18 protein-coding genes and 1 pseudogene are annotated in these 23,901 nt (G+C 69.3%); 12 read left to right on the top strand and 7 right to left on the bottom strand.

Annotated features, from left to right (window positions below):
* Positions 1-16: 16 nt before the first annotated feature.
* Positions 17-835, bottom strand: a pseudogene (locus CBM981_RS15640) (HAD-IIB family hydrolase); the annotation flags it as partial.
* The gene (locus CBM981_RS11380) at positions 816-2,927 is read right to left on the bottom strand and encodes an HAD-IIB family hydrolase (RefSeq protein ID WP_255376820.1); all 2,112 of its coding nucleotides are present in this window, start codon (positions 2,925-2,927) and stop codon (positions 816-818) included. The pseudogene CBM981_RS15640 and the gene CBM981_RS11380, both read right to left, overlap by 20 nt.
* Positions 2,928-3,145: 218 nt before the next feature.
* On the opposite strand from CBM981_RS11380, the gene CBM981_RS11375 reads away from it, so the two are divergent.
* From CBM981_RS11375 to CBM981_RS11360, 4 genes are all read left to right on the top strand, one after another.
* Positions 3,146-4,408, top strand: a complete 1,263-nt coding sequence (locus CBM981_RS11375) for an MFS transporter (RefSeq protein ID WP_087068500.1) — start codon at positions 3,146-3,148, stop codon at positions 4,406-4,408.
* Positions 4,409-4,438: 30 nt separating this feature from the next.
* On the top strand, positions 4,439-6,586 hold the full coding sequence (ppk1, locus tag CBM981_RS11370) for a polyphosphate kinase 1 (protein WP_087068499.1): 2,148 nt from the start codon (positions 4,439-4,441) through the stop codon (positions 6,584-6,586).
* A gap of 194 nt (positions 6,587-6,780) precedes the next feature.
* On the top strand, positions 6,781-7,737 hold the full coding sequence (locus CBM981_RS11365; protein ID WP_087068498.1) for a sigma-70 family RNA polymerase sigma factor: 957 nt from the start codon (positions 6,781-6,783) through the stop codon (positions 7,735-7,737).
* A gap of 46 nt (positions 7,738-7,783) precedes the next feature.
* Positions 7,784-8,455: a diacylglycerol/polyprenol kinase family protein gene (locus CBM981_RS11360; protein WP_087068497.1), complete on the top strand. Its 672-nt coding sequence runs from the start codon at positions 7,784-7,786 to the stop codon at positions 8,453-8,455.
* 60 nt (positions 8,456-8,515) lie between these two features.
* Here the strand turns inward: CBM981_RS11360 and CBM981_RS11355 are convergent, their stop codons facing one another.
* Both CBM981_RS11355 and CBM981_RS11350 read right to left on the bottom strand, forming a co-directional pair.
* A complete protein-coding gene (locus tag CBM981_RS11355) occupies positions 8,516-8,839 on the bottom strand; it encodes a hypothetical protein (RefSeq protein WP_087068496.1) in 324 nt (107 codons plus the stop codon).
* A gap of 182 nt (positions 8,840-9,021) precedes the next feature.
* Positions 9,022-10,104, bottom strand: a complete 1,083-nt coding sequence (locus CBM981_RS11350) for a 3-deoxy-7-phosphoheptulonate synthase (protein WP_087068495.1) — start codon at positions 10,102-10,104, stop codon at positions 9,022-9,024.
* A gap of 125 nt (positions 10,105-10,229) precedes the next feature.
* Here CBM981_RS11350 and acnB point away from each other — a divergent pair, with 125 nt between their 5' ends.
* The 4 genes from acnB (at position 10,230) to CBM981_RS11330 (ending at position 16,658) form a co-directional block, all read left to right on the top strand.
* Positions 10,230-12,845 carry a bifunctional aconitate hydratase 2/2-methylisocitrate dehydratase gene (gene acnB / locus CBM981_RS11345; RefSeq protein WP_087068494.1) on the top strand — a complete coding sequence of 872 codons (2,616 nt, stop codon included), beginning with the start codon at positions 10,230-10,232 and terminating at the stop codon, positions 12,843-12,845.
* A 13-nt stretch (positions 12,846-12,858) separates the two neighbouring features.
* On the top strand, positions 12,859-14,373 hold the full coding sequence (locus tag CBM981_RS11340) for a ClC family H(+)/Cl(-) exchange transporter (protein ID WP_087068493.1): 1,515 nt from the start codon (positions 12,859-12,861) through the stop codon (positions 14,371-14,373).
* Between the two features lie 144 nt (positions 14,374-14,517).
* A complete protein-coding gene (locus CBM981_RS11335; protein ID WP_157665423.1) occupies positions 14,518-14,907 on the top strand; it encodes a hypothetical protein in 390 nt (129 codons plus the stop codon).
* 113 nt (positions 14,908-15,020) lie between these two features.
* Positions 15,021-16,658 (top strand): radical SAM protein, encoded by a 1,638-nt coding sequence (locus tag CBM981_RS11330; protein ID WP_225867370.1) that lies wholly within the window; start codon positions 15,021-15,023, stop codon positions 16,656-16,658.
* Here the strand turns inward: CBM981_RS11330 and purU are convergent.
* Complete coding sequence (gene purU, locus CBM981_RS11325; RefSeq protein WP_087068491.1) at positions 16,628-17,524, bottom strand: formyltetrahydrofolate deformylase; 897 nt, start codon at positions 17,522-17,524, stop codon at positions 16,628-16,630. The genes CBM981_RS11330 and purU overlap by 31 nt on opposite strands.
* 39 nt (positions 17,525-17,563) lie before the next feature.
* On the bottom strand, positions 17,564-17,824 hold the full coding sequence (locus CBM981_RS11320; RefSeq protein WP_087068490.1) for a sulfiredoxin: 261 nt from the start codon (positions 17,822-17,824) through the stop codon (positions 17,564-17,566).
* Positions 17,825-17,991: 167 nt separating this feature from the next.
* Between CBM981_RS11320 and psbQ the strand changes: the two genes are divergently transcribed.
* The 3 genes from psbQ (at position 17,992) to pstS (ending at position 20,790) form a co-directional block, all read left to right on the top strand.
* Positions 17,992-18,513, top strand: a complete 522-nt coding sequence (psbQ, locus tag CBM981_RS11315; protein WP_225867369.1) for a photosystem II protein PsbQ — start codon at positions 17,992-17,994, stop codon at positions 18,511-18,513.
* 28 nt (positions 18,514-18,541) lie between these two features.
* Positions 18,542-19,696 carry an FAD-binding oxidoreductase gene (locus CBM981_RS11310; RefSeq protein WP_087068489.1) on the top strand — a complete coding sequence of 385 codons (1,155 nt, stop codon included), beginning with the start codon at positions 18,542-18,544 and terminating at the stop codon, positions 19,694-19,696.
* Positions 19,697-19,779: 83 nt separating this feature from the next.
* Entirely contained in the window at positions 19,780-20,790 is a 1,011-nt protein-coding gene (gene pstS, locus CBM981_RS11305) for a phosphate ABC transporter substrate-binding protein PstS (protein WP_087068488.1), read from the top strand.
* Positions 20,791-20,957: 167 nt separating this feature from the next.
* Here pstS and dnaK read toward each other — a convergent pair whose 3' ends face one another.
* Positions 20,958-22,871 carry a molecular chaperone DnaK gene (dnaK, locus tag CBM981_RS11300; protein WP_087068487.1) on the bottom strand — a complete coding sequence of 638 codons (1,914 nt, stop codon included), beginning with the start codon at positions 22,869-22,871 and terminating at the stop codon, positions 20,958-20,960.
* 127 nt (positions 22,872-22,998) lie between these two features.
* Here dnaK and CBM981_RS11295 point away from each other — a divergent pair, with 127 nt between their 5' ends.
* Entirely contained in the window at positions 22,999-23,886 is an 888-nt protein-coding gene (locus CBM981_RS11295; protein ID WP_087068486.1) for a shikimate dehydrogenase, read from the top strand.
* Positions 23,887-23,901 lie beyond the last annotated feature (15 nt).

The following is a 23,901-nucleotide window of genomic DNA, read 5'->3' as shown; positions in this document are numbered from 1 at the left end:
AGTGGTGCACCACGCCCTCCACGATTCCGGCGCTGTAGTTGCCGTTCATGCCCATGAAACCGCCGCGGGCCACATAGACATGGCCGCCCCCCGCTCGGGCCGATCCGAGGCTCTCGATGAGGTGCGGATCGGCATTGGCCACCAGGATCGAGGGCAGATCACTGAGCAGAACCGGCAGGTCGTTGCCGCTGTCGCCGGCGAAGATGGTGTTGCCGTGATCAAAGCCGAGGCGGGCCATCAGAAACTGCACGGCATGCAGCTTGGTGGCCGAGGCGGGCAGCACGTCCACCAAGCCCACGGCGGCGGCCTCGTCAATGCTGTGGATCACGCTGGCCCGAAATCCCGCGCGCCGCAGCCTGGTTTCCAGATCGTCCTGCAGGGACGGGGCGTCCACGTCCAGGGGCACATAGAAGCTGAGCTTGTGGCGCCCCTGCCGGTGGGATTCCTGCAGCGTCAGCCCGCACACCCCCTCCAGCAGAGGCAGCAGCTCGAGGGCCCCCCGGCCGGCCCAGTCCGCCGCAATCGCCTCATCCCAGCCGCCATCCCTCTCCCAGCCCCGGCCGGAGACCTCCAGAATCGAGGTGCCCACATCGGCCACCACCCAGGCGGGCCGGGGCAGCTGGTAGGTCGTGATGGCCTCGGCCACCAGGGCCGGATCACGGCCGGACACGTAGGCCAGGGTCACCTGCGGCCGTTGCACCAGCTGGGCGAACAGGCCGCGGGCAGCGGCGGATTCGGCCTGACGGCCGTTGGGCAGCAGAGTGCGGTCGAGATCGGTGCAGAGCAGCAACCGGGCGGGCGGCGCAGGCCGGGCCTCAGAGGTCGAGGAAGTCATAGTGCGCGATGGCTTCGAGGATTCCCCGGGCGTGCGGCTGGCTGGCCAGGTACACGTGTTCGGTCTCACCCAGCACCGAGAGCTCCTCACGGTGGCGGTTCGCCACCACGACCCCCAGGGTATTGCCCCGCAGCATGTCCTCATCGCCGCCGGAGCCCCCGGTGGCGAGGATCCGGTCCAGGGGAATGCGCCAGCGCTCCGCCGCGAACCGCAGGGCCTGCCCCTTGGAGGCTCGGGCGGGCACCAGATCGAGAAACTGGCCGAACGAGAGGGTGAGGTTCACGGAGAGATCGTGGTGGCGCAGCAGCGCCCGGATCTGATCGACCGAGGGAGCCAGGGCGGCGTCGTAGTGGTACGACAGCTTGAAGCTGCTCTGCTCGCGGCGCGACTGGGGGGTCACACCGGGCAGCTCCTGCATCAACCGCCGCAGCACCTGGGGCGTCCAGAGATGGTTGATGTGCCTGGCCCAGGCCAGATCGGGCAGCCAGTTGGGGGCGTAGTAGATCTCCGAGCCGAGGCTGGTGATCAGGATGTCGGGCACGGGAATGCCGTACTCGCGGATGATCGCCAGCACCGAATCCAGGCGGCGCCCGGTGGCGATCCCGAACAGCCATTCCTTGCTGCGCTCGCGGATCAGGGCGCTCAGCAGGTCCAGGCCCTCCCGATCGCCGAGCAGGGTGTTGTCGATCGCCGTGAACAGGGCCTTGGTGCGGCCGCGGCCACCCCGTTGTTCCATCTGCGGCGCCTCCTGGGACGCCTTCACCGCCACGAGCGCGTGCGCCCTGGCCAGGTAGGCCTCGGCGTGGGCATCCCAGGAGTAGTGGTCGGCCACCAGGCGGGCCCCCTGCCGGGAGTAGCGATCCCACTGGTGCGGGTCCGCCAGGATCGCCTGCAGAGCGCGGGCAATGGCCTGGCGATCCAGGGGGTCCACCAGCAGGCCGTGGCGGCAGTTGGCCAGGATGTCCACCGGGCCACCGTTCTCCGTGGCCACCACCGGCAGGCCGCTGGCCGCCGCCTCCAGCAGGGTGAGCCCGAATGGCTCGGTGAGGGCGGGGTTGATGAACACCCCCCGGGACGCGGCTGCGAGCCGGTAGATCAAGGGCACGTCCGCGGCGCTGTGGTGCTTCGGCAGGGCCACCCGTCCCACCAGGTCGTAGCTGTCGATCGCCAGCAGGAGCTCGGTGAACACCGCCTGGGGCCCTTCGTCCAGGTCCCGGATGTCGTCGCGGTTGCCGGCCACGATCACCAGGTTGGCGAGCTGCTGGAGGGCGGGGCATTCCCCGAAGGCCTCCACCAGGGTGATCAGGTTCTTGCGCAGATCGGGGCGGGAGAGGGCCAGGATCATGGGCTTCTCCGGCTCCTGCAGGGCCGCCTTAAGGCTGGCCTGGAAGTGGGCCGCACCCTTCACCGGATCGGACCCGTCAGGCGGGTGGAAATTCTCCAGGTCGGTGCCTGGGGGAATCACCGCCATCTTGGCTGGGGTGTAGCAGTCGTAGAGCTCGTACTGGTCCTCGATTTCGTTGCGGGTGCTGGTGATCACCAGGGCCGCCGAGCTGAGCACCTCCTCCTCGGCCTGGATGCGCCGGCTGATCCTGTAGCGGGTCTCGATGTCTTCGAGGGAGAGCCCCATGGAGAGGAGCCGGCGGTATTTGTCCCGTCCGAGGGAATGGCCGGTGTGCACCAGCGGCAGACCGGTGCGGTGGGAGAGCCGCACCCCCACGTAGCCGGCATCGGCGTAGTGGGTGTGGAGCAGGTGGGGGCGGCTGGGCTGGGCCTGGATCCAGCCGAAGAGGTTGTCGGCGAAGCTGTCGAGGTGGTCCCAGAGGTCTTCCTTGTGCAGATACTCCGGCGGACCGGCATCGATCCGCACGATCCGGGCCCCGGGGCCCAGCGGTTCCACGGGCCGGGCATAGGCGTCGCTCACGGCGGGATCGCAGACCCGCCGGGTCACCAGATCCACCTGGGCCACCTGGGGTTGACGGGCCAGGGCCTTGGCGAGCTCCACCACGTACTTGGTCTGGCCACCGGTGTCGGCATCCCGGCCGAGCTCCAGGTCGTGGCCGCGGATCAGACCATGAACGCTGATCAGCAACAGGTGAAGACCCTGCTGAGCGGGTGAAGCTGCAGGTGCAGGTGCAGGTGCGGGTGCGCGTGAGGGTGCGGCCGGAGTGGGCAAGGCGATGGCAGCAGGGCGCGAGGCTGGATCAAGCCTGCTGGAATCAGGCTGTGGCGGCAAGCCGGTGGCTCAGCGGTCGCAGCGACCGCTGAGCGGCGCCCATGGGAGGGTGAGATCCCCCCCTGCCCGCTTCTGTGGCCAGCTCGCAGCGCTCACGCTCCTCGACGCTCTTCTGCGCGTTTCTCACCCTGCTGAACGATCGCCTCAGTGAGTCGCTCATCTTCCCGCTGCTGCCCTTCCTGCTCGCCAGCTTCAGCAATGACGGCCGCATCATCGGCCTGCTCGCCGGCAGCTATGCCCTGGCGCAGTTCGGTTTCACACCGCTGATCGGAGCCCTCAGCGACCACTACGGACGCAAGCCGGTGATCGCCGGCTGCGTGGCCGGATCGGTGCTGGGCCTGGGGCTGTTCGCCCTCACCCTCTCGATCGACTGGGCGTCCGTGGCCTGGGTCAGCGGCAGCAGCCTGCCCCTGGGCCTGCTCTTCCTCGGCCGGCTGATCGATGGCGTGAGCGGCGGCACCGCCGCCACCGCCAGTGCGGTGCTGGCGGACATCACGCCGCCGGAACGCCGCGCCAAGGCGTTCGGCCTGATCGGCGTGGCCTTCGGGCTGGGGTTCATCCTCGGGCCCGCCATGGGGGGGCTGCTGGGGCGGATCAACGTGATGCTGCCGCTGCTGATCGCCGTGGCGATCGCCGTGCTCAACCTGCTGCTGGTGGTGGGGGTGCTGCCGGAAACCCACCCACCGCAGGCACGGTTGCCGCTGCCGCGCAAACGGGATCTGCAGCCCTTCAGTCCCCTGGCCCGGGTGTTGCGCGACCCGCGGGTGCGGCGCCTGTGCAGCGCCTTCTTTCTGTTCTTTCTGGGCTTCAGCGGCTTCACAGCCGTGCTGGTGCTCTACTTCAAGCAGGCCTTCGACTGGGGGCCCGGTCTGGCCGGCGCCGCCTTCCTGGTGGTGGGGGTGGTGGCCACGGTGGTGCAGGGGGGACTGATCGGTCCGTTGGTGAAACGCCTGGGCGAATGGAGGCTCAGCCTGGCGGGCCTGGGGTTCGTGATCGCCGGCTGCCTGCTGATCGCCGTGGCGGCACCGGCCACGGCGAAGGTGCTGGTGTTCAGCGGTGTGGCCCTGCTCGCCCTGGGCACCGGCCTGGTCACCCCCTGCCTGCGGGCCCTGGTGTCGCGGCGGCTGAACGACGCCGGCCAGGGCGCGGCCCTGGGCAGCCTGCAGGGGCTCCAGAGCCTGGCGGGATTCATCGGTCCACCCCTGGCGGGCCTGGTCTACGAAACGATCAGCTGGAAGAGCCCGTTCTGGCTGGGCATCACCCTGATGGCCGGGGTGGTGCTGCTGGTGGCCGGGGGGCTGCCTGGCCAGGCCGGGCCCCGGGCCGAGGTGACCTGAGACACCGACCGCGATTGCTACGTTGCTGGGATGGTTTCTGCCCAACCCGCGCCCACGGTTCCTCCCGAGCTCTACATCAACCGGGAGCTGAGCTGGATCGATTTCAACTACCGGGTGCTGGCCCAGGCCCTCGATGAGCGCACCCCCCTGCTGGAGCAGGCGAAGTTCAGTGCGATCTTCAGCAACAACCTCGATGAATTCTTCATGGTGAGGGTGGCCTCCCTGAAGTCCCAGGTGGAGGCGGGCGTGAGCAGCCTCAGCGACGACGGACTCACCCCCCAGCAGCAGCTGCAGGCCATCCAGACCAAGCTGCGGCCCCTGCTGGAACTCCAGCAGCAGCACTACCGCCACTCGCTGAAAAGCCACCTGGCCGAATACGGCCTGCTGCTGCTCGACTACGCCAACCTCAACGACGCCCAGCGGCACTGGGTGGATGAGTATTTCCGCAGCGCCATCTTTCCGGTGCTCACCCCCCTGGCGGTGGACCCGTCCCACCCCTTCCCCTTCATCAGCAACCTGAGCCTCAATGTGGCCGCGCTGGTGCGCGACCCCGACACGGGTCAGCAGGAGTTCGCCCGGGTCAAGGTGCCCCAGAAGAACCTGCCCCGGTTCGTGCAGATCCCCACGGAGCTGAGTGCGCGCCATCCCGCGCCCGTGTTCACCGCGGTGCCCCTCGAGCAGGTGGTGGCCTTCAACCTGTCCCTGCTGTTTCCCGGCATGAGTGTGGAGGGGCACTACTTCTTCCGGGTCACCCGCGATGCCGACCTCGAATTGCGGGATCTGGAGGCCGACGATCTGATGGAGGCCCTGGAGGAGGGCCTGCGCAAGCGGCGGCGCGGCGGCGAGGTGGTGCGGCTGGAGGTGGCCGACGAAATGCCGGACTCGGTGGTGGAGCTGCTGATGGAAGGCACCACGGTGGAACCGCAGGACGTGTACCGGATCAACGGGCCACTCGGCCTCGATGACCTGATGAGCCTGATGGCCGTGCCCCTGCCCCAGCTCAAGGCTCCCCCCTTCAAGGGACGCACCGCCCCCGTGCTGGCCAGGGCCCAGAAGAGCCTGCTGGAGGATGGCTCGATCAAGGCCGAGGAATTCGAGAGCATCTTTTCGGTGATCCGCCGCGGCGATGTGCTGCTGCAGCACCCCTACGACCTGTTCTCCACCTCCGTGGAGGAATTCCTCAGCCAGGCCGCCGACGACCCCTCGGTGCTGGCCATCAAGATGACCCTCTACCGCACCTCCAAGGACTCGGCGGTGGTGTCGGCACTGATCCGGGCCGCCGAGAACGGCAAGCAGGTGATGGCCCTGGTGGAACTGAAGGCCCGCTTCGACGAAGACAACAACATTCAGTGGGCCAGACGGCTGGAAGGATCGGGCGTGCACGTGGTGTATGGGGTGATCGGGTTGAAAACCCACACCAAGATCCTGCTGGTGGTGCGGAAGGAAAAAGAGCGTCTCAACAGCTACGTGCACATCGGCACTGGCAACTACAACGCCAAGACCTCAAGCCTTTACACCGACTTCGGGCTGCTCACGGCCCGACCTGACTTCGGTGCCGATCTGGTGGAGCTGTTCAACTACCTCACGGGCTTCTCCAAGCAGCAGAGCTTCCGCAAACTTCTGGTGGCCCCGGTAAGCCTGCGCAGCCGCATGGAATCCCTGATCCGGCGGGAGATCGAGCACGCCCGCGCCGGCCGGGAAGGACACATTCAGGCGAAGATGAATTCGCTCGTGGACCCGGCCATCATCGCCCTGCTCTACGAGGCTTCCCAGGCTGGAGTGACCATTGATCTGGTGGTGCGGGGCATGTGCAGCCTGCGGCCCGGGCTGCCCGGCATCAGTGAGCACATCCACGTGGTGAGTGTGATCGGCCATCTGCTGGAACACTCGCGCCTGTTCTGGTTCGGCAATGCCGGCGAACCGGAGCTCTATCTGGGCAGCGCCGACTGGATGACACGCAACCTGGACCGGCGCGTCGAGGCCGTGGCACCGGTGGAGGATCCCACCCTGCGCCAGCACCTGGAGGGTGTGCTGGCGCTCTACCTGAACGACGCAGGGGCATGGCACATGCGGGGCGATGGAAGCTTCGAACAGCAGCAGCACAGCGACGACGAAGGCCAGAGGGCCCAAGCGACCCTCATGCGCCAGTGGCGGGGCGGCCTGACGACGGTGCGCTGAACCACACGATGCAAACGGAGTGAAACACACAAAACGCAGCGATTGACACCAAAATCGCCTCGAATGTGGCTATCCAGAAAGTCTTCCAATTCATACCGTTGCTTCCTGGCCAGCAGTGCTACATTCCGCGCACATTCAAATTCGGAGGCACGGGTGTGGGGACGCCTATGCAGTCCGCCTCTGGCGTTACTCTCATGAACGTCAGGAAGGCCGCTTCATCGACAACAGCTTCCGGTTCCCGCAGCACGGGACCGCGTCACACAGGTCGCCTGAGCGCCGACTCCATTGGCTGGTATCTCAGCAACATTGGCCGTGTGCCACTTCTCACACCGGCCGAAGAAATCGAGCTAGCGCATCACGTGCAGGCTGGCAAGCGCCTGCAGGAGATGCCACTTGAGGAACTGACCCCGAAGCACAAGCGCCAGATCAGGATGGCCCAGCGGGCCCGCGACCGCATGATGGCGGCGAACCTCCGGCTGGTGGTGAGCGTGGCGAAGAAATACCAGAACCAGGGCCTGGAGCTGCTGGATCTCGTTCAGGAAGGAGCCATCGGCCTGGAGCGGGCGGTCGACAAATTCGACCCTGCCATGGGGTACAAATTCTCCACCTACGCCTACTGGTGGATCCGTCAGGGGATGACCCGGGCCATCGACAACAGCGCCCGCACCATTCGCCTGCCGATTCACATCAGTGAGAAGCTCTCCAAGATGCGGCGCATCACCCGGGAGCTCTCCCACCGCCTGGGCCGCCAGCCCAACCGGCTGGAGCTCTCCCATGCCATGGACATGCGCCCCGAGGAACTCGAGGAACTGATGGCCCAGAGCGCCCCCTGCGCCTCCCTCGATGCCCACGCCCGCGGCGATGAAGACCGCAGCACCCTCGGCGAGCTGATTGCCGATCCGGCCAGCAATGAGCACTTCGACTCCATGGACCGCCACATCCAGAAGGAGCATCTGGGTGCCTGGCTCTCCCAGCTGAACGAGCGGGAGCAGAAGATCATCAAGCTGCGCTTCGGCCTGGAGGGCTCAGAACCGCTCACCCTCGCCGAGATCGGCCGTCTGATCAACGTGTCCCGCGAACGGGTGCGTCAGCTGGAAGCCAAGGCGATCATGAAGCTGCGGCTGATGAGCAACTACCAGCAGGTCGCCTGATCCCGGTGCCTTGTCCGCTTGATCGCCTGACCATGCGGGGTTGAGGGTGCAGGGTTGGCAGCAGCAGCTGGCCGGTGTGCTGGCGGTGTCCGGTTGGCTCGCGGTTCTCTCCATCGCGGCCATCCAGCTGCGCCGCTGCTGGGATGCCGAGGCAAGCCCGAAGCGGCGGGAATGGAGCCGCAAGCTGGTGCACATCGGCACCGGCCTCGTGGTGCCCATGGCCTGGGCCATGGGCATTGCGCGCGACATCGCGATCCCGGCCGCCACTCTGGTGACCCTGCTGGCAGCGCTGAACCACCGCTTCAGGGTGCTGCCGGCCGTGGAGGATGTGGGCCGCCCCAGCTACGGCACCGTCGCCTATGGGGCCTCCATCACCCTGCTGCTCTGGATCTGGTGGCCCGAGCGGCCGGCCACCGTCGCGGCGGGCGTGCTGGTCATGGCCGTGGGCGACGGCCTGGCGGGACTCCTGGGCCCCGTGTGGATCTCACCGAGCTGGACCGTCTTCGGCCAGCGGCGCTCCCTGCTGGGCACGGCCGTGATGGCCAGCGCCAGCACGGTGGTGCTGGTGCTGCTGGCCTCGCTGGCCGCCGGCCCGGCATGGCCGGGGCTGGTGGGCATCGCCATCGCCGCCACCCTGCTGGAGCAGGTGGGTGTGGCCGGGGTGGACAACCTCACCGTTCCGCTGGGCGTGGCCTGGCTGTGGCAGGCCCTGGCCTGACGCCAGCAGCCCGCAGCGAGCGGAGGGAGACCCGGGCAGCAACCATGCGACGGATGCGACTCAGGCCGTGAGCAGGTCTTCGCAGCGGCGCTCCCAGTCAGCGGCTGTTCCGAGGCCGGCCACCATCAGGCGATCGCTGGGCTCCTCCCGCAGTCGCAGCTGCCACTGCCTGATCAGATCGGCCCGCTCCATCCAGGCCTGAAGCACGGTGTTGTGAAGGGCACCGCCGTCCCATGCGCGCTGCTGACCGATCGTCTGGGCCCAGCTCAGCAACTCATCGAGCTGAAGGGGCCGGAAGCCGGCAAACGCTGGCCCCCGTGACTGCTCCAGATAGAACACCTGCAGAGGATCACTCAGACCGCAGAACTGGAGGAGGTAGGTCACGGCTGACCTTCAGAGACGTCGCCAACAACCCTATGGAGACCGTCAAAGGAATCCGTTCAGCAGGAACAGTTCGTTGCAGGCGTAACACTTAGCACTCGAAGTTTCCGAGTGCCAGTTATCTTCAACGGGCCAGTCCGTTCGGCTGGCCACGGCGTGCTCCGGAGCCTTGCTCCGGGGTGGCGTCAGGCAAGCACCATCGGCACTGGCCCGCTCGCGGTGGCCCGAACCGCCGCCGCCAGTTGGGCAAGCACGGCTTCGGTGGTGTCGAGATCGATGCAGGCATCGGTGATGCTCTGGCCGTAGGTGAGCTGGGCCAGATCCGAGGGGATCGGCTGCTGGCCCGCCACCAGATGGCTTTCCAGCATCACCCCCATCACGTGCCGGCTGCCGCCAGCCACCTGGTCGGCCACCCGGGCCGCCACCTCGGTCTGGCGGCGGTAGTCCTTGTTGGAGTTGCCGTGGCTGCAATCCACCATCAGCCGTGACGGCAGGCCGGCGGCCTCGAGGGCCAGGGCGGCCGTCTCGATCGCCTCGGGGTGGTAGTTGGTGCCGCCCTTGCCGCCTCGCAGCACCAGATGACCATCGGGATTGCCCGTGGTGGTGATGATCGAGGCGTAGCCGTCCTGGTTGATGCCCAGGAAATGGTGGGAACGGGCGGCTGCTTCCACGGCGTTGATGGCGGTGGCGATCGTGCCGTCCGTGCCGTTCTTGAAGCCGATCGGCATCGACAGACCCGAGGCCATCTCGCGATGGGTCTGGCTTTCGGTGGTACGGGCGCCGATGGCCGTCCAGCTGATCAGATCGGCGATGTACTGGGGCACGATCGGATCGAGCAGCTCGGTGGCCGCCGGCAGTCCGAGTTCGGCCACGTGCAGGAGCAGCTCACGGGCCAGCCGCAGGCCGGTGTTGATGTCGTAGCTGCCGTCGAGGTGGGGGTCGTTGATCAGGCCTTTCCAACCCACGGTGGTGCGTGGCTTCTCGAAGTACACCCGCATCACCACTTCCAGCTCGGAGCGATGGCGCTGCTGCAGCGCAGCAATCCGGCCGGCGTACTCCTTCGCCGCCGACACGTCGTGCACCGAGCACGGACCGACGATCACCAGAAGCCGGTGGTCGCGCCCATGCAGGATCGCCTTGACCCGCTCCCGGGCCTGCTGAACGGTGGTGGCGGAACGCTCACCGATGGGCAGTTCCCGGTGCAGCAGGGCGGGCGCCACCAGGGGGCGGGTTTCCACCACATGGAGATCGCTGGTGGAGGCATGCATGGGAGGACGCTGCGCAGGAAGGACAAAGTGACCCTCCACCCTAGACAGGGGCCATTTGCAACAGCGCACACCAACAACCGGCAGCGCCGACCAGAACAATGGAAGGCAGATCGACCTTGTAGGGCATGGCCGCAGACACCTTTCTCTCCAGCTACCGCGTCGCCGCCGCCGAGCGGGAAGCCCAGGGAATCCCGGCCCTGCCCCTCACGGCCGAGCAGACCCAGGCCCTCACCGAGCTGCTGGAGGCGCCGCCGGCAGGCGAGGAAACCTTCCTGCTGCACCTGCTCAGCGAGCGGATTCCGCCGGGGGTGGATGAGGCGGCCTACGTGAAGGCCGGCTGGCTGAGCGGCGTGGCCAGGGGCACCGCCACCAGTCCCCTGCTGAGCCCGGTGGAGGCGGTGCGGCTGCTGGCCACCATGATCGGCGGCTACAACGTGGGCGCCCTGATCGAGCTGCTCTCCAGCGGCGACGCCACCATCGCCGCGGCCGCCGCCGAGGGTCTGAGCCGCACGCTGCTGGTCTACGACGCCTTCCACGACGTGCTGGAGCTGGCCGAGACCAACCCCTGGGCGAAGCAGGTGGTGGACAGCTGGGCCGCCGCGGAGTGGTTCACCGCCAAGCCGGAGCTGCCCGCCGAGATCACCGTGACGGTGTTCAAGGTGGAGGGAGAGACGAACACCGACGACCTCTCGCCGGCCACCCACGCCACCACCCGGCCGGACATCCCCCTGCACGCCACGGCGATGCTGGAGACCCGCATGCCCGGCGGCCTGGCGCTGATCGCCGAGCTCAAGGGCAAGGGCCACCCCGTGGCCTACGTGGGCGACGTGGTGGGCACCGGCAGCTCCCGCAAATCGGCGATCAACTCGGTGCTCTGGCACACCGGCACCGACATCCCCCACGTGCCCAACAAGCGCAGCGGCGGCGTGGTGCTGGGGGGCAAGATCGCGCCGATCTTCTTCAACACCGCCGAAGACTCCGGCGCCCTGCCGATCGAGTGCGACGTGAGCGCCCTCAACTCCGGCGACGTGATCACGATCCGCCCCTACGCCGGCACGATCGAGCGGGCCGCCGGCGAGCCGAAGGCCGGCGAGATCGTGGCCCGCTTCGAACTCAAGCCCAGCACCATCACCGATGAGGTGCGCGCCGGCGGCCGCATCCCGCTGATGATCGGCCGCGCCCTCACCGACAAGGTGCGCGTGCAGCTGGGCCTGCCCCCTTCCGATCTGTTCATCCGCCCGGTGGCCCCGGCCGACACCGGCAAGGGCTTCACCCTGGCCCAGAAGATGGTGGGCAGGGCCTGCGGCCTGGCGGGCGTGCGCCCCGGCACCAGCTGCGAGCCGCTGATGACCACCGTGGGCTCCCAGGACACCACCGGGCCCATGACCCGCGACGAGATGAAGGAGCTGGCCTGCCTGGGCTTCAGCGCCGATCTGGTGATGCAGAGCTTCTGCCACACCGCCGCCTACCCCAAGCCGGTGGACCTGAAGACCCACGCCGAACTGCCCGACTTCATCAGCTCCCGCGGCGGCGTGGCCCTGCGCCCCGGCGACGGCATCATCCACAGCTGGCTCAACCGCATGCTGCTGCCCGACACGGTGGGCACCGGCGGTGACAGCCACACCCGTTTCCCCCTGGGCATCTCCTTCCCGGCCGGCTCGGGCCTGGTGGCCTTCGCCGCCGCCATCGGTGCCATGCCGCTGGACATGCCGGAATCGGTGCTGGTGAAGTTCTCCGGCGCGCTGCAGCCGGGGGTGACCCTGCGGGATGTGGTGAACGCCATTCCCTACGTGGCGATCCAGCAGGGGCTGCTCACGGTGGCCAAGGAGGGCAAGAAGAACGTGTTCAACGGCCGGATCATGGAGATCGAGGGCCTGCCCGATCTGAAGCTGGAGCAGGCCTTTGAACTGACAGACGCGACCGCCGAGCGCTCCTGTGCCGGCAGCACCATCAAGCTCTCGGTGGACACGGTGAGCGAGTACCTGCGCAGCAACGTGGCCCTGCTCAGGAACATGATCGCCCGCGGCTACGGCGATGCCCGCACCCTGGCCCGCCGCATCAAGGCGATGGAGGCCTGGCTGGCCGATCCGCAACTGATGGAGGCCGACCCGGACGCGGAGTACGCCGCTGTGATCGAGATCGATCTCGATGCGATCACCGAGCCGATCCTGGCCTGCCCCAACGACCCCGACAACGTCAAGACGCTGAGCGAGGTGGCGGGTGCGCCGATCGATGAGGTGTTCATCGGCTCCTGCATGACCAACATCGGCCACTACCGCGCCGCCGCCAACGTGCTGCAGGGCCAGGGCGAGAACGCCGCCCGCCTGTGGGTGTGTCCCCCCACCCGCATGGACGAGGAGAAGCTCAAGGAAGAGGGCTACTACGCCATCTTCGAGGCGGCGGGGTCGCGCATGGAGATGCCCGGCTGCTCCCTGTGCATGGGCAACCAGGCCCGCGTGGAGGACAACACCACCGTGTTCTCCACCAGCACCCGCAACTTCAACAACCGCCTCGGCAACGGCGCCCAGGTGTACCTGGGCAGCGCCGAACTGGCGGCCGTGTGTGCCCAGCTGGGCCGCATCCCCAGCAAGGAGGAGTACCTGGCGATCGCGGCCGAGAAGATCGATCCCTACGGCGCGGAGCTCTACCGCTACCTCAACTTCGATCAGATCGAGGGCTTCGAGGATGCCGGCCGGGTGGTGAGCGCCGAGGAGGAGGCGAAGGTGCTGGCGGAGGTGTGAAGGGGGCGGCCCGATGCAGGGTCCGCTGCGACTGAAACCCCGGCCACCGGGCACCACCGCGCTGCGCCAGCCGCGGCTGGAGCCCGTACGCAGCACCTCGATCCGCCAGCTGCTGGAGCACCGCTGGCTGGTGGTGGTGCTGGCGCTGATCATCACCGGGCTGGGCGCCACCACCGCCGCCCTGCTGTTCCGCAGCGGCCTCGATGGGCTGGGCCGCTGGCGGATTCACATGCTGGAGCTGGGCCCCCGCTGGCTGGTGCTGCCGGCCATCGGCGGCGGCGGCGGCCTGGTGGCGGGGGCGCTGGTGCAGATCCTGGCCCCTGCGGCCCAGGGCTCAGGCATTCCCCAGGTGATGCAGTTCCTGCGCCGCCAGCCGATCCCGATGGGGTTCCAGGTGGCCACCGTCAAGCTGGTGGCCGGGATCGTGGCGATCGGCAGCGGGTTTCCCCTCGGCCCCTCCGGTCCGTCGGTGCAGATGGGCAGCTCGGTGGGCTGGGAGATGGCGCGGCTGCTGCGCGCGCCCAACGCCTTCCGCCGGCTGATCGTGGCCGCAGGCGGCGGGGCCGGCATCGCGGCGGTGTTCCGGGCACCGATCGGCGGCTTTCTCTACACGTTGGAGGAACTCCTGCAGGGGGCCAGGCCGGTGGTGATGCTGCTGGTGCTGGTCACCACCTTCTGGGCGGACACCTGGGCCGACCTGCTCGGGCTGGCCCGGCTGGTGAATCTCGAACCGGAGTCGAGCCTCGGCGGTTCCGCCAGCACCTTCCAGCTGCAGCGGCAGGTGATGACGTTCGTGGTGGTGCGGCCGATCGACCTGCTGTGGCTGTTCCTCCTGGGCGTGATCGTGGCCCTCGCCGCCGAGCTCTACTGCCGCTACGTGGTGACGCTGCAGCAGCTGCGCCTGCGCTGGCGCGTTCCCCTGGCCGGGGCGATGACCGCCACCGGCACCCTGCTGGGCCTGGTGGATGCCTGGCTGCCACCGGACTTCATCAACCGCGCCGGCATCCGCCAGGCGATCGCCGAGGGCAACGTGGATCTCGCCAAGGCGCTGGCGATCTTCCTGGTGGTGTTTCTCACCACCGGCATGGCGGCGGCGGCGGGCACGCCAGGCGGGCTGTTCGCTCCCATGCTCACCCTGGGCGGAGCTCTGGGTCTGGCCGCAGCCGCCGGGGTGGAGCAGCTGGGTCCCTCCGCCCCCAGCACCGCCGTGTTCGCCGGCATGGGGGCCTTCATGGCCGCCTGCGCCAGGGCGCCGATCAGCGCCACCTTCCTCACCTTCGCCGTCACCAAGGATCTGCTGATCCTCAGACCGGTGCTGGTGGCCTGTCTCGGCAGCCTGGTGATGGCCCGGCTGCTGCACCGCCAGTCGCTGTTCAAACGGCTGATGCTGCCGGCACCGGCCGGCACCGCCGGCTCGGCCTCCGGCACCGCCAGCCTGCGGCTCAGCTCCGTGCCGCTGCGCCCGCGCCCCGAGGAGAAACCGGGCGCAGAGACCGTGCACGGATCAACACATGCAACGGACACCTGATCGAGCTGGACACGCCGTTCTGCGCTCAATAGGTTCGGGGGAACACTGGAGCAGCCCATGCGCCATGCAGACCCCGGGTCCAGCACCTGCCAGCCGGCACCCAGGCGGCCAGGGCCAGGCTCCTCCGTACTGGCCGCCGCCATGGTGGTCAGCCTGGCCGGTGGGCTCGCCCTCGGCGGCTGCCAGAAGGCCAGCCAGACCATGCAGGACACGGTGAAGGAAGCCGCCAGCAGCGCCGGCCAGGCCGCCCTGGCGCCGGCGGTGAACCCGGTGCTCGACCTGCTGCGGCAGGGCGATGCCCAGCTCAACGGAGGCAATCTTCGGGCCGCGCTGGGCACGCTGGGCGGATTCCCGGCGTTGTGGCAGAAGGCGGCGCCCATGATTCAGCCGCTGGCGGGCGAGAAGTGGCCGGCCATCGACAGCGCTGCCCAGATGCTGATCCAGACGGTCGGCGGCAGCGCGCCGACCCAGGCGGAAGCGTCTTCAGCGGTCTCGGGCCTGATCGCGCCCCTCAAGGCCCTGGTGGGGCAATGAGGCCGCTGCCCACCGGGTGAGACGCTGGAGGGAGCCGATCGCCCCCTGCAGCCCTGCACCAGGAAACCCTGCTGTTCGAACCCGCCCAGCCCGCGGCTGGCGCCCTGCGGGCGGTGCTGGCTTTCCCCAGCACCTACAGCGTGGGGATCACCAGCCTGGGCTATCAGGTAGTGTGGGCCACATTGGCGCGGCGCGCCGACGTGGACGTGCGGCGCCTCTTCACCGACCAGGGCGATCCGCCCCATCGCCGCTGCGACCTCTTCGGGCTCTCCCTGAGCTGGGAGCTGGACGGCCCGGTGCTGCTGGATCTGCTGGAACAGCAGCGGATTCCGATCTGGGCCAGCCAGCGGGGTGACGAGGATCCGATCGTGTTCGGCGGCGGGCCGGTGCTCACCGCCAACCCGGAACCCCTGGCCCCGTTTCTCGATGCGGTGCTGCTGGGCGACGGCGAACTGCTGCTGCCCGCCTTCATCGACGCGCTGCAGAGCTGCCGGCAGGCCTGCCGGGATGAGCGGCTCGCCGCCCTGGCGCAGGTGCCGGGGGTCTACGTGCCGGCGCTCTACCGGCCCGACTACGGCAGCGACGGCAACCTGCTGGCGGTGACCCCGGTGAGCGGCGACCTGCCCACCAGCCTTGCCAAGCAGACCTGGCAGGGCAACACCCTCAGCCACTCCACCGTCGTCACCCCGGAAAGCGCCTGGCCGTCAATCCACATGGTGGAGGTGGTGCGCAGCTGTCCGGAGCTGTGCCGCTTCTGCCTGGCCAGCTACCTCACCCTTCCCTTCCGCACCCCCTCGCTCGACGACGGTCTGATCCCCGCCGTGGAGGCCGGCCTGGCGGTGACCCGGCGCCTCGGGCTGCTGGGGGCCTCGGTGACCCAGCACCCCCAGTTCGCCGACCTGCTCCAGTGGCTGGACCAGGACCGCTTCGCAGACACCCGCGTGAGCGTGAGTTCGGTGCGGGCGGCCACGGTGACCCCGGAGCTGGGCCGGATCCTGGCCCGGCGGGGCAGCCGATCGCTCACGATCGCGATCGAGAGCGGCAGTGCCCGCATGCGCGAGGTGGTGAACAAGAAACTCGCCACCGAGGAGATCTTCGCCGCCGCCCGCTACGCCAAGGAGGGTGGACTCACCGGCCTCAAGCTCTACGGCATGGCGGGGCTGCCCACGGAGGAGGAGGCCGACATCGAAGCCACCGCCTCCCTGCTGCTGGAGCTCAAGAAGGCCACCCCGGGCCTGCGGCTCAGCCTGGGGGTGAGCACCTTCGTGCCCAAGGCCCACACGCCGTTCCAGTGGCAGGGGGTGCGGCCGGAGGCCGAGAAGCGCCTGAAGCTGCTGGCCAAACGGCTCAGGCCCAAGGGGGTGGAGCTGCGCCCCGAGAGTTACGGCTGGAGCGTGATCCAGGCCCTGCTCTCCCGCAGTGACCGGCGGCTGGCCCCGGTGATCGCCGCCGCCCGGGGCCAGAACGAGAGTCTGGGGGGATGGAAACGGGCCTACCGGGCCGTGCTGGCCGGCGAGGTGGAACGGCCGGCCGGAATGCCGCCGCCACCCCCCTGGGAGGAGGTGATCCACGCCACCTGGAGTGCGGAGCGGGTGCTGCCCTGGGACCACCTGAAGGGACCGCTGAGCAAGGCGGTGCTGGCCGATCACGCCAGGCGCAGTCTGGTGGAGCCGGTCCCATCCGCCACGGGGGAGGATCGGGCGCCCGGAGGATCGGGCGCTCAGTCGAAGACCGCCGTGCGCCCGCGGTAGACCATCACCTGACGGCGCAGATGCAGGCGCACGGCCCTGGCGAGTGCCAGCCGTTCGGTGTCCCGGCCCTTGCGGATCAGGTCCTCCACCTCGTCGCGGTGGCTCACATGCACGGTGGCCTGCTCGATGATCGGGCCGGCATCCAGCTCCTCGGTCACGTAGTGGGCGGTGGCGCCGATCAGCTTGACCCCCCGCTCCCAGGCCCGGTGGTAGGGCTGGGCCCCCTGGAACGCCGGCAGGAAGGAGTGGTGGATGTTGATCACCCGGGGGCTGCTGCCCGTCCCACCGCCGGCAGGGAAAGGCTCCCGCTGGAACGCTTCGAGAAAACCGGCGCTCAGCACCTGCATGTACTTGGCCAGCACCACCAGTTCGATGCCGTGCTGCCGCAGCAGCTCCAGCTGGGCCTGTTCCGCCTCCCCCTTGGTGGCCGCCGACACGGGCACGTGGGCGTAGCGGGCACCGAAACCTTCGGCGAGCGGCTGGAGATCCGGGTGGTTGGACACCACCAGCGGCACCTGCATCGGCAGCTCGCCGGCGCGCACCCGCCAGAGCAGATCCACCAGGCAGTGGTCCTGGCGGCTCACGAAGATGGCGGCCCGGGGGATGGCGTCGGAGAAGTGCAGCTCCCCCTCGCCGCCCAGGCGCCGGGCCAGGGCCGAGACGGCCGGGGCGATGGCCTCGCGCGGCAGGCCGAAACCCTCCAGGGCCCATTCGATGCGGCTGAGGAACAGGCCGGCCCCGAGGTCGGTGTGGTGATCGGCGTGACGGATGTTGCCGCCGTTGGCCGCCACCCAGCCGGAGAGTTCACTGACCAGGGCGGGGCGATCCGGACAGATCAGCTGCAGGATGGCCGTGGGGGAAGACATCGGGCGCAGGCGGGGGGGCGCAGGTGAGCCGTGAAGGCATCAGAGCAGATGCATCCGTAGCACCTGCGGGGTGGCCCGCCGGATCCGGGCCCGGATCGTGGGCAGGCCCAGACGTTCATGGGCGGCCACCCGGTGGCAGCCGTTGAAGCCCCAGAAGCGGCCCTCCACCTCGAGCACGTCGATCGGCTCCCGCAGCCCCTCACGGGCGATCGAGGCCATGAGCGCGCTCACCTTGTCCTCGTCCAGGCGCCGCTGCAGGGGGCGGTGGATGGCAGCCAGCGGCAGAGTGTCCACACGCATGGTCCAGGCAGAGCCCCTGCTTGCAGCAGCCGTTCTAGGGGAGGGGCCCCAAGGGCCACCAGGCCCCGGTCAGCCCGAGCCCACCGCCCGTTGCGAGCCGCGACAGCGGCGGGTCAGGGTCCTGCATGGTGGATACAGTCGGGGTCTGCACTGACATGCTTTCCGCGATGGCCTCTGGTTCGCCAGTCCGATTCCGCTTCGCCGCCCTGCGTCGGGCCTGTGGCGGGACCCTGCGCCGGCTGGCCTCCCTCGGGCTGGCCCTGTTGCTCTGCGTGGGGCTCACGGCCTGCAGCGGCAGCCAGGCCAAGCCCCCCAGCCTCAGTGCCGAGGACATCGCGGCGATCGAACGGCAGGCCGAGGGCTTCCTCGCCGCCCGCGACCGGCTGCCCGAACTGGCCGCCCTGGTGAGGGACCGCGACTGGACCTTCACCCGCAATCTCCTGCGGGGCCCCATGCAGGAAGTGGGACGCCAGATGTCCTACATCAACCAGCGGCTGCTGCCCGCCGACCGGCCCGAAGCCGAACAGCTGGCCAGCCAGCTCAAGACCGCCATGGCGCAGCTCGATGAGGCGGCCCGCCTCCAGGACGGCGAGAAGCTGCGCAAGGCCTACATCCAGGTGGCCAGCGGCTTCGGTAAGTACGCTCAGATCCTCCCCGAGCAGGTGCAGGCCGATCTGAAGCAGGCCTGAGTCCCGGCCGGCTGACCGCCGGGAAGCCGTGAACGAGGCTGCAGCCTGCCTGGCCCCGGCCTCGTCCCGCCAGCCGGTGGCGGTCGTGGGAGCCGGCATCGTGGGTCTGTGCTGCGCCTGGCTGCTGCAGCGGCGGGGCCACCCGGTGCTGCTGGTGGATCCCGCCCTCGAGCCCTCCGGCTCCGCTGCACGGTCGCCTGATCCGGAGCGGCGCAGCGGCAGCACGGCCGCCCTCGGCGTGCTCATGGCCCAGGTGTTTCACCGCGGCCGCGGCCGTGCCTGGCGGCTGCGCCAGCGCAGCCTCGAGCTGTGGCACAGCTGGATCCCCCTGCTCGAGGCGCAGGGGCACCGCCTGGCCTACCGCCATGGCCTGCTGTGGCTGGCCGCGGACGCCGAGGAGCTGCTGCGCCAGCAGCGGCTGGTGGAGGAGCGCCAGGCCATGGGGCTGCCGCTGGAGCAGTGGGACAGGGAACGGCTCAGCGCGTTGGAGCCCTCCGTTCCCCCCGCTGCCTCCGGGGCCCTGTTCTCTCCCCGGGATGGACAACTGGATCCCGGCGACGCCATGGCCGCCCTGCTCGCCGACGCCCGCGCCGCCGGACTGCGGAGCCAGGCGCGCCGGGTCACGGCGATCCGCCGGCAGGGGGGCGCCGACGGCTGGCGCCTGGAGGGGGAAGGGGGCGAGGCGCTGGCCGTCACGCCCTGGCTGGTGCTCACGGCAGGAGTGGCGTGCACGGACTTGCTGCGGAACCTGGGGCATCAGCTGCCGATCACCCCCGTGCTCGGCCAGGCCCTGGAGCTCAGCCTGGTGGCGCCCCCGGCCTGGAGCTGGCCGGGGGTGGTGGTGTGGCGTGGAGTCAACCTGGTTCCCCGGCCCGACCGGCCTGGTGGACGGCACTTCTGGCTGGGAGCCAGCCTCGAGCCCGGGCACGTGGCGGATCCCGCCCGGCTGGCGGCACTGCGGCACTGGGGGGATGCCCAGCTCGACTGGCTGGCGTCGGCCAGGGTGGAGCAGCGGTGGCACGGCCATCGCGCCCGGCCGGTGGATCGGCCGGCCCCGGTGCTGGAGCAGCTGGAACCTGGGCTGCTCATCGCCAGTGGGCACTACCGCAATGGGGTGCTGCTGGCCCCGGCCAGTGCCGAATGGGTGGTGACACAGGTGGAGGGGGCACCCCAGCCTCGTTAAGAACGCGTTATGGCGGGAGGGCACCCCCGCTGCGTACGTTCGAGCCGGTGACGTCGTTACCTCCCTTCCCCGCCACCACAGACATGACGCTGCTTTCCGGCCTGCCCCGCCGCACCGCCGCTGCCCTCGCCCTGTCGGGCCTCTCCCTCTCCCTGGCCGCCTGCGGCGGCGGTGGCGGGAGCGGATCCGGGCTCACCGGCACCCTCAACGGAGCCGGAGCCTCCTTCCCGGCTGCCATCTACCAGCGCTGGTTCAAGGACATGAGCGGGGAGGGCATCAATGTGAATTACCAGTCGGTGGGCTCCGGAGCCGGTGTGCGCCAGTTCATCGCCGGCACCGTGGACTTCGGCGCCTCCGACGCGCCGATGAAGGCCGACGACATCGCCAAGGTGCCCCGGGGCGTGCTGCAGATCCCGATGACGGCCGGCGCGATCGCCGTGGCCTACAACAACCCCGGCTGCGAGCTCAAGCTCACCCAGAAGCAGCTGGCGGACATCTTCCTCGGCAAGATCACCAACTACAAGGAGCTCGGCTGCGACGACAAGACGATCACCATCGTGCACCGCTCCGACGGCTCCGGCACCACCTACAACTTCACCAAGCACCTGGCGGCGATCAGCCAGGACTGGAGCGCAGGCCCTGGGGCCGACAAGGCGGTGAACTGGCCCACCGGCGTCGGTGCCAAGGGTAACGAGGGCGTGGCGGCCCAGCTCAACCAGCTCGAGGGCGGCCTGGGCTACGTGGAGGTGGCCTACGTCCAGGGCAAACTCCAGGCTGCCGCCCTGCAGAACGGATCCGGTGACATCGTCAAACCCACCAACGCCACCGAGAGCGAGGCCCTCGCCGCCATCGACCTGGGCCCCGATCTGATCGGCGGCGATCCCAATCCCGCCAAGGGCTACCCGATCGTCACCTTCACCTGGATCCTGGCTTACGAGAGCGGCAACGGCGACAAGACCGATCTGCTCAAGAAGGTGTTCAACACGATGCTGTCGGAGCCGAATCAGGCCCTGGCTCCGGAGCTGGGCTACGTGACCATGCCTGCCGCCGTGGTGGAGAAGTCGATGGCCGCCGTGGCCCGGATCAGCCCCTGAACCCGGGTCCGATTGACCGGCGGAGACCCCGCGCCCCCCGCTGGGGGGCTTTTTTCATGGCCGGCCGCTACGGGTGAGGCAACTGCCCGGTGACGTGACAGCAAAAAAGCCCCCGGGATGGGGGCTGGGGCTCGAGGCTGGAGATCAGCCGCGAAGACGCCTGGACCTCACTTGCTCTCGGTGAATTCGGCGTCGATGACGTCGTCGCTGGAGGAGCCGCTGCCGGCCTCGGCACTGGCGCCGTTGCCACCCGCCGCGCCCGCGGCGGCCTCGGCACCGGCGGCCTGCTGGTACACAGCGGCACCGGCGGCGTAGAGGGCCTTCTGCAGGGCTTCAAGCTCGGTCTTCACCGTGGCGAAGTCCTCCTTCTCGACGGCCTCCTTGAGCGCCTTGCTGGAGCTCTCCACCTTCTCCCTGTCCTCGGCGCTCACCTTGTCGCCGAGTTCGCCCAGCTGCTTCTCGGCCTGGTAGATGGCGGTTTCGGCCTGGTTCTTGAGGTCGATGCGCTCGCGCTTCTCCTTGTCGGCCGCGGCATTGGCCTCGGCGTCCTTCACCATCTTGTCCACCTCGTTGTCGCTGAGGGTGGAGGCGCCGGTGATCGAGATGCTCTGCTCCTTGCCGCTGCCCTTGTCCTTGGCGGTCACGCTCAGGATGCCGTTGGCGTCGATGTCGAAGGTCACCTCGATCTGGGGCACGCCACGGGGAGCCGGGGGGATGCCGTCGAGGCGGAAGGTGCCGAGCGACTTGTTGTCGCTGGCCATCTCGCGCTCGCCCTGGAGCACGTGGATCTCCACGTTGGTCTGGCCATCCACCGCGGTGGAGTACACCTCCGACTTCTTGGTGGGGATGGTGGTGTTGCGGGGGATCATCTTGGTCATCACGCCGCCGAGGGTCTCCACACCCAGCGAGAGGGGGGTGACGTCCAGCAGCAGGATGTCCTTCACCTCACCGGCCAGCACACCGCCCTGGATGGCGGCACCCACGGCCACCACCTCATCGGGGTTCACGGTCTGGTTGGGGTCCTTGCCGGTGATGCGCTTCACCAGCTCCAGCACCGCCGGGATGCGGGTGGAACCGCCCACCATCACCACCTCATCGAGCTCCGAGGAGGAGAGCTTGGCGTCCTTGAGGGCCTGCTCCACCGGCACGCGGCAGCGGTCGATCAGCTTGCTGGCCAGCTCCTCGAACTTGGCCCGGGTGAGGGTGAGGTCGAGGTGCTTGGGCCCCTCCGGCGTGGCCGTGATGAAGGGCAGGTTGATCTCGCTCTGGGTGGCGCTGGAGAGCTCGATCTTGGCCTTCTCGGCCGCCTCGGTGAGGCGCTGCAGGGCCTGCTTGTCCTGACGCAGATCGATGCCTTCGTTGGCCTTGAAGCTGTCGGCCAGGTGATCCACGATCACCTTGTCGAAGTCGTCGCCGCCCAAGTGGGTGTCACCGGAGGTGGAGAGCACCTCGAACACGCCGTCGCCCACCTCCAGCACCGACACGTCGAAGGTGCCGCCGCCCAGGTCGAACACCAGGATGCGCTCGTTGCTCTTCTTGTCGAGGCCGTAGGCCAGGGCGGCCGCGGTGGGCTCGTTGATGATGCGCAGCACCTCGAGGCCGGCGATCTTGCCGGCGTCCTTGGTGGCCTGGCGCTGGGAGTCGTTGAAGTAGGCGGGCACGGTGATCACCGCCTGGGTCACCGTTTCACCGAGATACTTGCCGGCGTCCTCGGCCAGCTTGCGCAGCACCTGGGCACTCACCTCCTCCGGGGCGAACTGCTTGTTCAGCACCGGGCACTTCACCTTCACGTTGGAGCCGGCCTTCTCCACGCCGTAGCTCACTTCCTTCGATTCCTCGTTCACCTCGTCCACCCGGCGGCCGATGAAGCGTTTCACCGAATAGAAGGTGTTCTCGGGGTTCATCACCGCCTGGCGCTTGGCGATCTGGCCCACCAGCTGGTCCTGGTTCTTGGTGTAGGCCACCACCGAGGGGGTGGTGCGGAACCCTTCCGCGTTGGCGATCACCGTGGGCTTGCCGCCCTCCATCACGGCGACACAGCTGTTCGTGGTGCCGAGGTCAATACCGACGACCTTTCCCATGGGTTCCCACCTCCTCAGTGGTTCGAGTTGCGTCTCTGCATCTTCATCAGCGGGGACGGGGCCAGGCGAGGGGTGGTTCCCGAACAGGCGGTTACGGTTCCGGGGCTGTCCCGCCGCCCCGCCCGCGATGGCCCTGCCGATCTCCGCGTCCACGGCCCTGCTGGGAGTGCTGGGGGATCCGGTGCGGCACTCGCTGTCGCCGGCCATGCACAACGCCGCCCTGGCTGCCCTCGGGCTCGACTGGATCTACCTGGCCCTGCCCACCCCTGCCGCTGAGCTGGCCGCCGTGGTGCGGGCCCTGGAGGCCCTCGACTGCCGCGGCCTCAATGTGACCCTGCCGCACAAGCAGGCGGTGGCGACGCTCTGCGCTGACCTCTCTCCCCTCGCCGCCCGGGTGGGGGCCGTGAACACGCTGGTGCGGCGGCAGGCCGGGGGATGGCTCGGCACCAACACCGACGTGGAGGGCTTCCTGGCGCCCCTGCGGCAGGACGGCCATGCCTGGCAGGGCAGCCGGGCGGTGGTGCTGGGTTGCGGAGGCAGCGCCAGGGCCGTGGTGGCGGGCCTGGTGGACCTGGGCTGCGGGGCGATCGCGGTGGTGGGCCGGCAGCCCGCCAGCCTGGAGCGCTTCGTGGGCGGCTGCCGGGCCTGGGCCCCCCAGCTCTGCACCCATCCCTGGGAGCGGCTGGGCGAGCTGCTGCCCGCGTGCCAGCTGCTGGTGAACACCACGCCCGTGGGGATGGCCTCCCCCGCCGACCCCGGTGCGGCCCGCGCCTGCCCGCTGGACGCCCCCGACCTCGCCGCTCTGCCGCAGGAGTGCTGGGTGTACGACCTCATCTACACCCCGCGGCCCAGCCGGCTGCTGCGGGCGGCGGAGCCCCGGGGCTGCCGCACGATCGACGGGCTCGAGATGCTGGTGCAGCAGGGCGCCGCCGCCCTGCGGCTCTGGAGCGGAATCACAGACGTGCCCGTGGAGGCGATGCGGGCGGCGGCCGAGCGGCAGCTGGCGGCTGCCTAGCCTGCAGGGCCAAGA

Source organism: Cyanobium sp. NIES-981 (assembly GCF_900088535.1).
Taxonomy (GTDB): Bacteria; Cyanobacteriota; Cyanobacteriia; order PCC-6307; family Cyanobiaceae; genus NIES-981.
This window is presented reverse-complemented; position numbering and strand designations above follow the sequence as displayed.